Genomic DNA, 10940 nt, shown 5'->3' on the forward strand with positions numbered 1-10940 from the left:
AAAACGTCCGCTCAGGAGACTAGACAGGAAACGCGTGTGGTGAAGCGGAGTGTGGATACGATGCAGAGCGCGCCGGCTTTTACGGCCAATTCGATGCGGCAGATGAAAAACAACTACCAGCGGTTGATACGGGAAGCGATCAGCAGTCATGCTAACCTCAACAGGAAGGAATATGCGTTGGTGGTAGCTAATCAGCGGCTCTTCACCACCCTGCAGCAGTTGCTGGTGCAACTCAAGCAGAATGCGCTCCAGGAAACAGAACAGAAGCGTACTCAGTTAAGCCGTGATATTAATTTGTCGCTCTATCGCATTGATAAGCACAGCTACTGGGAGATACCGTTGATGCTGTTGCTGGCGGGTATCATTATATATGTGATTGCACGTCTTTACCGTTATGACCTGGCGCTGTTGCGTGCCAAGCGACAGGCGGAACAGCAGGCGCGCCATAAGAGCGAGTTTGCGTCTACTATCAGTCATGAGATACGCACGCCTATTCATTCCCTGCTGGGATATACCGGCCAGCTGGAGCGCGAGCATCCGGGGGAAACTGTATCGGCTATACGAGACTCTGCGGAGATGTTGTTGTCTGTGGTTAATAATGTACTGGACTATTCGCAGATGGAGACGGGCAAGCCGGAGTTGCGCAGTGAAAAGTTTTCTCCCCGCGCAGCAATTGAGGAGGTATGTAAAAGCCTGGAAATACAGGCGGGTATGAAATCGTTGCTGCTGACCACCAACATCTACTTCCCTACCGGCCTGCAGGTATATGGTGACGTATTCCGACTGAAGCAGGTGGTTATGAATCTTGTGGCCAATGCCATTAAATACACCAACAAGGGAGAGATCAGCGTGACCGCGCAGATGCGTGAGAACACACTGCTGCAGGCAACGATCAAAGATACCGGCACCGGCATTCGCCCGGAAGACCTGCCTACGCTTTTTGATGCGTTCACGCAGGGCTTCAACGGCGTATCCAAAGGCAGCGGCCTTGGCCTGCACATTACGAAAAAGATCATAGATCTTCACCAGGGAACTATTAACGTTAAGAGTGAACCGGGGAAAGGCTCTACTTTTTATTTTGAGATCAGATACCAGGAAGTGAACGATACACCCAGCACTATAAAAATTACAATGCCCGTGAAAAACTCCGTACCATCTGCAGTCGCCCCAGGCGTAAAGCTGCTGGTAGTAGAAGATAGTGTACTTAATCAGAAATTGCTTGCCCTCCTGCTAAACAGGTTACAGATATCTCATGTAATCACCGGCACAGCAGAGGAAGCGCTCGAACACTACCAGCGCGAACACTTTGACATGATCCTTACCGACATTGACCTCCCCGGTATGGATGGTATTGCATTCGCGAACAAGATCAGGCAGCTGCCTGATCAGAAAAAAGCGAGTATTACTATCATTGCCATCACCGGGAATGTGATGGAAGAGGACATTGCACAATACATGCGCAGCGGCCTGAATGACTATATCATGAAGCCTTACCGCGAAGAGGATATCCTGGCGAAGATCAATTCGCACGGACTGCTGGTGTAAAAGACTATTGCATTATATTGCAGTATGACATTAGCAGATCAGATCATCCGGTATAATAAACAGCTTCATTTTGAAGGGAAGTTGCCGGCAGGTATTAAAGTACTGAATCCGTTCCGTGAGAATCCGGATATTCCGGAGATCATGACGCAGTTTTACAAGAAGTTCTACGACGACCAGCATCCCAGACGCATGATACTCGGTATTAACCCGGGGCGTCTCGGCTCCGGCGCTACAGGTGTGCCTTTCACGGATACCAAGCGGATGGCTGAAAAATGCGGCATACAGGTCCCCGGCTTTAAAACACACGAACCTTCTTCTGTATTTGTATATGATGTGATAGATGCGTATGGCGGTGTTGCAAAATTCTACCGGGACTTTTACATCAGTGCTGTTTGTCCGCTGGGTTTTACCGCGATTAAAGACGATGGCAAAGAGATTAACTATAACTACTACGACAGCGCCGCCCTCACTAAAGCGGCTTACGGCTTTATCGTGAGCAGCATGCGTGAACAGCTGGAATGGAATATCAGCAAAGATATCTGCTTTGTAATGGGTACTGGTAAGAATGCCGCTTTCTTCCAGGCACTGAACGAAAAGGAAAAATTCTTCGGGAAAGTAGTGCCGCTGGAGCATCCCAGATACGTGATGCAGTATAAGACGAAGACCAAACAAGTGTATATTGATAAGTACCTGACCGAGTTCGGACTGTGATTCATTTGATTTTTTTGATTTTCCTGATGAGCGAAGATTATGTAGAAGATTATTAAGTTTAACAGATGATAATCTTCGCTCATCAGGAAAATCAAAAAAATCAAATGAATCACAGTCCGTATACTGTTTTCAGGTAGTCTTTGAGTGGTGTAGGTTTCCGTCCCAGGAATGTTTCGAGGGTAGTGTCGGGGAAATCGAATTCGCGCTCATTGATGGCTTCTCCGAAGCTGGTAACCATCGCGGCTATCTCGGGCGGAAGACCTGCCTGTATGCGTTGCTGCCTGAAGGCTTCCGGCGTTGGGGAAACATAGCGGATTTCCCTTCCGGCGAGTCCGCTGAGGATGGAGGCAACGTCAGCAATAGAGAAAGCGGTGTTACCGGATATTTCATATGTTTTGTTATCATGGCCGGTGGTGGTGAGTACATGTGCACCGGCTTCGCCCATATCGCTGCGCAATGCGAAGGACACCTTACCATCTCCGGCAGGTAGTGTGAATATGCCATCTTCAGGGATACTGTCTCCCAGGAAAAACGGTAATACATCTGCATAAAGACCGTGCTTCATTAATGTGTAGGTGATTCCGGATTGTTTCAGCCGGCTTTCTGTTTCCAGGTATACGTCGGAGATGAAGGCGATGGGCGTACCGCTATCTCTGCGGCGCTGGAAGCTGGTGAACACTACGTGTTTTACGTTGGCCTCCTTCGCAGCGTTCACCACATTAATGTGTTGCTGCATCCGGTTGGGAATATCGTTGCTGGCCACAAAATAGAGTTTATCGATGCCGCTGAATGCTTTCACCAGTGAATCATAATCATTGTAATCTCCCGGCCGTATTTCCACACCTTTTTCTTTCAGTGCGGTTAACCTGGTTGTATCTCTTGCCAATGCTGCAATTTCAGATGCGGGTATTTTCTTCAATAAGTGGTGTACTACATCATTACCTAAATGGCCGGTGGCCCCTGTTACTAAAATCATATTTTCCTGTTTTAATTGTTTACTTTTGCTACTGACTCTCTTTTATAGAGTCAGTAACTTTTGGAGAGTTAAAATTAAAGACAACAGGGATACCGGACAAGAAGGCACTTTCCTCTCCGTTACTTACTTTGAAGAAACTATTATTGACAATCAGCGTAATAAAATGAGAAAAAAAGCAGAAAAATTCTGGCAGCTGCCCAACTGTCCTGTGCGTACTATCATGGATCGTTTCGGGGATAAGTGGTCTGTGCTGGTGATTATTATACTGGGTTCCGAGGGCACGATGCGGTTCAATGAGCTGAGCAATACGATCGGGGATGTTTCGCAGAAGATGCTCACGGTTACGCTCCGGACACTGGAGGCTGACGGGCTGGTATCCAGGAAGACGTATCCGGAGATACCACCCCGGGTGGAATATAAGCTGACGGCGATGGGAGAAAGTCTGCTACCGCATATTGACGGCCTTGCCGGCTGGGCGTTTGCCAATATGAAGCAGATCACGCAGCACAGGGAAAAGCAGCTGAAGAAGCAACTGTCTGCAGCAAAATGATCATTACTCCTGTGCCAATAACATTTGTGTGAGTTTTTCTTTTGTATCTGCCTGTGGTTCTTTCCAAAGGCCGCGCTGCATTGCTTCGAGCATGCGGGAGGTCATGTCTTGCAGGGCATGTGGGTTATTTTTCTCTAAAAATGCGCTGTTCTGTTCATCAAAAAGGTAAGCGGCTGTGATGCCTTCGTACATAAAGTCGTCCACTATTCCGGTAGTTGCGCTGTATGCAAAAAGATAATCCATTGTGGCAGCCATCTCAAAGGCGCCTTTGTAGCCATGACGGCGCATGCCGGCCATCCACTTCTCATTGATTACGCGTGAGCGGTATACCTTCAGTAACTCTTCTTTCAATGTTTTTACGCGGGGGGTTTCGGGACGGGAATGATCGCCGAAGTACATAACGGGTTGTTGCCCTCTCACCTGTTCCACCGCATTGGCCATGCCGCCGTGAAACTGGTAGTAGTCGTCTGAATCAAGAATATCATGTTCGCGGTTATCCTGGTTGTGCATTACCACCTGGATATGCGACAACCGTTCCCGGAATGGCTCGTAGGCTGACACTCCCTGCTGGCGGCTATTGTAGGCGTATGCGCTCCAGTTCATGTATACCAGTGCCAGGTCTTCGCGGGAGGTCCAGTTTTTTTCATCTATCAGTGCCTGGAGTCCGGCGCCATATGCGCCTGGTTTGGAACCGAATACCCTGTAAGCGGCCCATTCTGCGGCTTGTGCGGCAGGCAGTCCCTGTTGTTCCCATTTGTCTTTCTCCCGGAGGTATTGCGCGCGTATGGGGTTATGGCCGGGCGGTTCATCCAGCAGTACCAGTTTAGCTACAGCGGCGTTGAAGAGGGAGATCATATCCGGGAAAGCGTCGCGGAAGAAGCCGGAGATACGTAGTGTTACATCGATGCGGGGGCGTCTTAGTTCTATCAGCGGGATTACTTCGAAATCGGTGACGCGGCGGCCGCCATTCTGCCATACGGGGCGTACGCCCATGAGCGCAAATGCCTGTGCGAGGTCGTCGCCACCGGTGCGCATGGTGGCGGTGCCCCAAACGGATAAGCCTATACGCTGCGGATATTCTCCATGTTCCTGCAGGTAGCGGTCTATCAGCAGCTGCGCGCTTTTCTGTCCGAGCCGCCATGCAGTTTCAGTGGGAATACTGCGTACATCTACAGAGTAGAAGTTGCGGCCTGTGGGCAATATGTGTATGCGGCCACGTGTGGGTGCGCCGGAGGCGCCGGAAGGCACATAACCGCCATTCAGTCCCTGGAGGAGGTTGCCTATTTCATCGGGCGTTGCCAGCACGCGGGGCAGGGTATCGTCTTTGACACGGCGTAATACAGCGGTGGTATGGGTTCCGGCGGAAGGAATATTTCCATTTACCAGTGTTGTGATATACTCCAGTGCCATCGTTTCCAGCTGTTCTACCACATCTCCGGCAGTACGGCAACTATTGCCACCAATGGCCATCGCTAACGGCGACGCATAATCGCAATTAAGCGGATCGAGGTTCAGTTGCAGGTCCTGTGCGATGGCCTGCGTGATACCGGGTAATCCTGAGCCGGGCAAGCGGTGCAGTGCGGCGAGGAGGCTACACAGCTGTTCTCCACCGGGGGTTTGGCCGAAGATATGCAGGCCGTCGCGGATCTGTGCTTCTTTGAGTTCGCAGAGATAGGCATCCAGTTTCAGTAACAGCTCATCAATATCTTTTCCATCTGTTTGCAGATCTGTGAGCAGGTGTTCTTCTTTCACGAGGTTGCGGATGTTGTTGCGGATCAGTGCAGCGCGGCGATTATCGAGGCTAACGGCTTCGTAGTATTCATCGACGAGCTGTTCCAGTTTTGCCAGTGCACCATAGCTTTCGGCTCGGGCCATCGGCGGCACGAGGTGATCGATGATTACTGCGTGGTTACGGCGCTTGGCCTGCGTGCCTTCGCCCGGGTCGTTGATGATGAAGGGATAAAAGTGCGGCAGGAAAGGAAACAGCGCTGCGGGGAAACAGCTGTCTGCTCCCAGCGCCACACTCTTACCTGGCAACCATTCCAGGTTACCGTGCTTGCCGGTGTGTATCACGGCATCTGCTCTAAAGGCGAGATGCAGCCAGCAGTAAAAGGCCAGGTAGTCGAAGGTGGGTGGCAGGTCGGGGCTATGATAGATACTTTTAGGATCGCTGTTGTAGCCTCTTGCCGGTTGTATGCTTACGAAGATGTTTCCCAGCATGCAGCCCGGCAGTGCAAAGCGTCCTTCTGTGTAGCAGGCGGCGTTCTGCGGATGCCCCCACTGCCCTTCCACGCGTTGCCGCAATGCGGGCGATAACCGGCGATACCATTGCATGAAGGCATCTTCTTCCAGGAACACCTGGTAGGGACGATTATAGAAGGTAGTGGTATCGTTGGTGATGTAATGCGTGAGGAGGGCCATCAGCGCTTCGCTGGTTTCCGGGATATACGATCCTGTGAGATAGTTTTTCTGTTGCAATGCGCGGAGTATTGCGACTACGCTGGCGGGCGTATCCAGTCCCACGCCGTTGGCGAGGCGGCTGTCTTTGTTTGGATAGTTGGGCATGATGAGCGCTATCCGTTTGCCGGCATTGTCTTTTTGCTGTAGTTGTATCCATGCGGCTACCATGTCTGTTACTCTTTCACAGCCGGGTGCATAAGGCTCATAAGCTACGATACCGCTGTCTGTGAGCGGATCGCGGCCACGGTCTGCCTTAAAAGATACGGCAGTAGCGATAATGCGGCCATCCATTTCCGGCAGGGCAATGTTGATAGCCACATCGGTGGGCGGCAGACCGAAAAGTCCATTCTCCCATTGTTCGCGGGTACAGGAAGCAAAGATGGCCTGGATAACAGGGACGCCTATACGGGAGAAGATGAAATTCTCTTCATCTTCATCATCCTGCAACGATTTGGTGGAGAAACTGGTGGTGTTTACTATTACCGCAGGTGTAACAGTACTGTTGCCGGTCATCCATGTATACAGCTCTTCCAGCAAAGAAGTGTCCCGCAGATTGGACACGTATATGGGCATAGGTTGGCAGCCGCTGCGCCGGAGCTGTGTGTACAGCAACGATACCGGTTCTGTGTTGCCGGCGAGGTAATGCGTCCGGTAGATGATCAGTGGCACCAGTGGTGCGGAAAGATCTGCTACCTGTGCAAATGCGGGCCAGTCCATCACTTCCTGTCCGGGCAGGGCGATGAATACTTCGGGCAGGAATCCTGGCGGGAGGAAATCTCCGACTGCTGCGAAGAAGGTATGATGCAGGTATTTCAGGCATTGTTCCATGTTATGCGGCCCGCCGGCAGAAAAGTACTTCCATACTTTATCTGTTACTGTTATGTCTACCGATGAGGCTTCCATCAGCTCCAGGTCGGGCGCATCATAGCCGGGCAGCAAAATGAGGGGTATGTTCCATTGCCGGCAGTAGCTGCCCAGGGCTTCCACGAGGTAGGCGTAATACCCGCGGCCGCCCAGCAGGCGGCATACTACCAGCTTTGCATGCCTGATCACATTTTCTATGTAGTGGTCTATGGACAATTCCTGGCGGAGGAACACGAGGTTTACCATTCTCAGGGAGCGCAGCGGGCGCTCCTGTTGCAACCGGTGAAATGCTGCATTCATGGCATTGATCTCGGTGTCTGCCGCCGTGAGGAATACGATGTCTCCCGGCTGCTGTTCTACCATGAAAACGCCTTCATTGCCGGGATTCCAGCCACCAGGTATTGTTGCGATCAGGTGCATGACAGGTACTTTTTAGTTACATAATGCTGCGGTGATAGCTGCTTCATCGAGATCGTGACCGATCACTACGAGCGATGTCTTTCTTGTTTCGCCGGGCTTCCAGGGGCGGTCGAAGTAGTGCTCAAAACGTTGTGAAACGCCTTGCAATACCATGCGCATCGGCTTACCGGGGACGTCTATAAAACCTTTGATACGATAGATCTCATGGCCATTTACCAGTGTGATGCATTTCTCTGTGAGCGATTCCGGCGTATGCGGTGCCGTTATATCGACTACGAATGACTGAATGTCTTCGTCGTGATGATGGTGATCATGATGACCGTTGGCGTGGTCTTCCTCGTGGTGGGAATGACGGCTATCGAGGTCATCTTCTGCGGCGGCACCGATACCCAGTAATACAGCGGGGTCCACCACGCCTTTAGCAGCCGATATCACCTTTACACCTGTACGAAGTTCTTTACTGATAATGCCCTTTACCTGCTCAAAGCCGGCGGCGTCTAGCAGATCGGATTTGGTCATCACTACGAGATCAGCGCAAGACAGCTGGTCTTCAAACAACTCTTCGATGGGTGTTTCATGATCGAGGCTGTCGTCTGCGAGGCGCTGTGCCTGTACCAGCTCGCGGTTACAGATCTCGCCGGTGGCTTGTCCTACGGCATCCACTACCGTTACTACTGCATCCACGGTGATCTGTGGTTTGAGATCGGGCCAGTTGAAAGCGTGCAGTAAAGGCTTGGGCAGGGCGAGGCCGGAAGTTTCGATGATAATGTGATCGATGTTTTCTTTGCGTTCCATGAGCTGCAGCATGGTAGGCAGGAATTCTTCCTGTACGGTGCAGCACAGGCAGCCATTATTCAGCTCTACTATATCTTCTTCATTTTCACAGCAGGTGCGGATCAGTTCTCCGTCTATTCCCATAGCGCCAAACTCGTTCACAATAACAGCGAGGCGGCGGCCCTGGTTGTTACGCAGGAGATGACTGATCAGGGTGGTCTTTCCTGAGCCGAGGAAGCCGGTAATAATGGTAACAGGTACTTTTTTCATTGGAGTATTTTTGAATGATGATGAATTATTCGTTGGAGGATGGTTGTTTTTTTCTTTTGTAGAGGAACAGCTGCCATTTCTCTTCTGTGACGCCGGCTTTATCCATTTCAGCGCGGGCCAGGATGAAGAAGAGGTCTGACAGGCGGTTGATGTAGGCGGGGATGTAATCTTCAACTGTATCTTCCTTCATGAGCGTTACCAGCAGTCTTTCTCCGCGGCGAAGCTGCGTGCGCACCACATGACAGAGGGCTGAGATTTCGTTACCGCCGGGCAGCAGGAAGTAGTCGGAGGCCGTTGTTATACCGGCTTCCAGTTCATCGATCCATTGTTCGCAGAAGGCGGCGCCGTCTACAGGTTTTGGATTGGTGTTTTCCTTTTTGCAGTCGGAAGGGCGCGCCAGGTGCGACATCATATCCATCATATCTTTCTGGATACGATGCAGATCAGGTTGCCAGGCATGGTCGTTGCCTAACTTTGCGCGCAGCAAACCGATGGTGGAGTTTACTTCATCCAGCGTGCCGTAGCAGTTTACGCGGGCATCATCTTTGAATACGCGTTTGCCACCGAAGAGGGCTGTAGTGCCCTGGTCCCCTTTCCTGGTATATATCTTCATAACATTGTATTTTATTGTTCCGGCTCAAACATGCGGCAGTCCAATCTTTCAGCGAGTGTAACGGCCATGCCTAAACGCGGATAACCTGTTTCTGTATTAATGATAAATGTGTTTCTTTTAAACCCGGATAAATGCGTTCTATAGAACTCCGCAGCATCTTCCATTGGCCGGGGCGTATCTCCGGCGTTGATCCTTCCGTCGGTGAACAGGTAGAGATGCTGTGCGCTGTTATCCTTTTGTTGCTGCAACAGTGCTGCCGCTTTCCTAAAACCGGCGAGCATGTTGGTTTTTCCGCCGGTACGCAAATCAGTGAGCGCACTTATGAGCAGCTGTATATTCCCGGTAAAGGGCGTGATGATCTCTGCACTTCCACCGGACAAAGCAATCATGGCCACACGTGGTTTCTGATGGCGGTAGCGTTGCAGGATACCGGTTATCAGTCCTTTTACAAGGCTGATCTGCTGATCTGCTGCCATCGATGCGCTGCTGTCGATCATGATGACCAGTTGCGGCGCTGACCGTTGCTGAATGCCCCGTTTTTTGATCTCGCAGGTCTGATGCACGAGATAATGCTTTACGGTGGCTGGCAGGTCTACCACGCGCGTGGTGGCTGCCGATTTTTCCCCCGACAGGATATGCGCGTCTTTGGGCAGTTTTGCCGCTGCTCCCTTGCGTGCTGCTATGGCGCCAGGTTTCAGGGGAATCTTCGCCTGTGTAGCTGCTGCATGGAACAGGTATTCTTCCAGTCGGGAAGTGGTGTGGTTTATATCGTGATTCGTTTTTCCGTGTGATACTCTCCTTTCTCCGCTGATGGCGGTTGCTGTTCGCGGCTGCGCTGTTGTGACCGCGGCGGCGTATTGCGGCTGCGGTGTGCCAGTACCAGCGGGGCTACATGGTGTATATCACTTACTCCTACGGCCAAACGATCATTGAAGGCGGCAAATGCCCTGGCGGCCTTCACAATAAGAATATCTGCGCGCAGTCCTTCTGCGCGTTGCTCCAGGCACAGGTCTGCCACTTCTTTATACAATGTTTCCGGAATGGTTACCTGCGACAGCAGCCCACGGGCGTGCTGCACCTTGCGGTACATCTGCCGTTCTGTTTCTGCAAACGCGTGTACAAACTGCTGCGGGTCGGTATCGTACCCCAGCCGCCGCCGGATAATACCGGCGCGGATCTCAGCATCTACGGGAGTACTAACGGTTACGCATAAGCCAAAACGATCCAGCAGCTGCGGACGGAGTTCCCCTTCTTCCGGGTTCATGGTACCGATCAGGATGAACCGGCTGTCCTGCCATGCGGACAGTCCTTCGCGCTCCAGGTAGTAGCCACCGCTGGAAGCTGCGTCCAGCAATACGTCCATGATATAATCATTCAACAGGTTCACTTCATCTATATACAAGATGCCGGCGTGAGCAGCGGCCAGTAGTCCCTTGCGCACCTGTTCCCGTTTTTCGTTGATCAGTATTTCCAGGTCGACACTTCCCAGCACTCTGTCTTCCGTAGCGCCTACCGGCAGATTCACGAACGGGAACGGCTCTACGCTGTTGTGCAGAAGTCCGGTAAGCGCCCGTACTGTGGTGGTTTTTCCCGTTCCTTTATCTCCCATTACCAGTACGCCGCCCAGGGAGGGATCAATTACGTTCAGCAACAGCGCCAGTTTAAATTCATCCTGTCCGCATATCGCCGTAAAAGGATAATATGGTTTCATCACAAATGTTCTTTAACAGATTCTATAATACAATACACGCCGGTGA

General features: G+C 51.5%; 10 protein-coding genes. 4 read left to right on the top strand and 6 right to left on the bottom strand.

Going from position 1 to position 10940, the window contains the following annotated elements; genetic code table 11:
* Both VM802_RS17625 and VM802_RS17630 read left to right on the top strand, forming a co-directional pair.
* The coding region (locus VM802_RS17625; RefSeq protein WP_325532891.1) for an ATP-binding protein at positions 1-1545 on the top strand (1545 nt) is incomplete at its 5' end.
* Between the two features lie 24 nt (positions 1546-1569).
* Positions 1570-2256 (top strand): uracil-DNA glycosylase family protein, encoded by a 687-nt coding sequence (locus VM802_RS17630; RefSeq protein ID WP_325532893.1) that lies wholly within the window; start codon positions 1570-1572, stop codon positions 2254-2256.
* A gap of 109 nt (positions 2257-2365) precedes the next feature.
* On the opposite strand, the gene VM802_RS17635 is transcribed toward VM802_RS17630, so the two are convergent.
* Positions 2366-3232, bottom strand: a complete 867-nt coding sequence (locus VM802_RS17635; RefSeq protein ID WP_325532895.1) for an SDR family oxidoreductase — start codon at positions 3230-3232, stop codon at positions 2366-2368.
* A 163-nt stretch (positions 3233-3395) separates the two neighbouring features.
* Between VM802_RS17635 and VM802_RS17640 the strand changes: the two genes are divergently transcribed.
* Complete coding sequence (locus VM802_RS17640; protein WP_325532897.1) at positions 3396-3782, top strand: winged helix-turn-helix transcriptional regulator; 387 nt, start codon at positions 3396-3398, stop codon at positions 3780-3782.
* A 3-nt stretch (positions 3783-3785) separates the two neighbouring features.
* Here the strand turns inward: VM802_RS17640 and cobN are convergent, their stop codons facing one another.
* Genes cobN through VM802_RS17660 form a run of 4 tightly spaced genes read right to left on the bottom strand, consistent with a single transcriptional unit; the run spans position 3786 to position 9746 of the window.
* Positions 3786-7526, bottom strand: coding sequence for a cobaltochelatase subunit CobN (cobN, locus tag VM802_RS17645; RefSeq protein ID WP_325532899.1), 3741 nt, complete (start codon positions 7524-7526; stop codon positions 3786-3788).
* A 12-nt stretch (positions 7527-7538) separates the two neighbouring features.
* Entirely contained in the window at positions 7539-8570 is a 1032-nt protein-coding gene (gene cobW, locus VM802_RS17650; RefSeq protein WP_325532901.1) for a cobalamin biosynthesis protein CobW, read from the bottom strand.
* Between the two features lie 25 nt (positions 8571-8595).
* Positions 8596-9183 (bottom strand): cob(I)yrinic acid a,c-diamide adenosyltransferase, encoded by a 588-nt coding sequence (locus VM802_RS17655; RefSeq protein ID WP_325532903.1) that lies wholly within the window; start codon positions 9181-9183, stop codon positions 8596-8598.
* Positions 9184-9194: 11 nt separating this feature from the next.
* Entirely contained in the window at positions 9195-9746 is a 552-nt protein-coding gene (locus tag VM802_RS17660; RefSeq protein ID WP_325532904.1) for a vWA domain-containing protein, read from the bottom strand.
* Positions 9747-9762: 16 nt separating this feature from the next.
* Here VM802_RS17660 and VM802_RS17665 point away from each other — a divergent pair, with 16 nt between their 5' ends.
* Positions 9763-9957 (top strand): hypothetical protein, encoded by a 195-nt coding sequence (locus VM802_RS17665; RefSeq protein ID WP_325532906.1) that lies wholly within the window; start codon positions 9763-9765, stop codon positions 9955-9957.
* On the opposite strand, the gene VM802_RS17670 is transcribed toward VM802_RS17665, so the two are convergent.
* Positions 9947-10894 (bottom strand): magnesium chelatase ATPase subunit I, encoded by a 948-nt coding sequence (locus VM802_RS17670; protein ID WP_325532908.1) that lies wholly within the window; start codon positions 10892-10894, stop codon positions 9947-9949. The two genes, VM802_RS17665 and VM802_RS17670, sit on opposite strands and share 11 nt — an antisense overlap.
* Positions 10895-10940 lie beyond the last annotated feature (46 nt).

It is taken from the genome of Chitinophaga sp. (assembly GCF_035538455.1).
GTDB lineage: Bacteria > Bacteroidota > Bacteroidia > Chitinophagales > Chitinophagaceae > Chitinophaga.

Bases quoted from the DNA above. Each gene is read 5' to 3' on its own strand.
- VM802_RS17635 (WP_325532895.1), bottom strand. From the start codon at position 3,232: ATGATTTTAGTAACAGGGGCCACCGGCCATTTAGGTAATGATGTAGTA.
- VM802_RS17655 (WP_325532903.1), bottom strand. From the start codon at position 9,183: ATGAAGATATATACCAGGAAAGGGGACCAGGGCACTACAGCCCTCTTC.
- VM802_RS17630 (WP_325532893.1), top strand. From the start codon at position 1,570: ATGACATTAGCAGATCAGATCATCCGGTATAATAAACAGCTTCATTTT.
- cobN (WP_325532899.1), bottom strand. From the start codon at position 7,526: ATGCACCTGATCGCAACAATACCTGGTGGCTGGAATCCCGGCAATGAA.
- VM802_RS17640 (WP_325532897.1), top strand. From the start codon at position 3,396: ATGAGAAAAAAAGCAGAAAAATTCTGGCAGCTGCCCAACTGTCCTGTG.
- cobW (WP_325532901.1), bottom strand. From the start codon at position 8,570: ATGAAAAAAGTACCTGTTACCATTATTACCGGCTTCCTCGGCTCAGGA.
- VM802_RS17670 (WP_325532908.1), bottom strand. From the start codon at position 10,894: ATGAAACCATATTATCCTTTTACGGCGATATGCGGACAGGATGAATTT.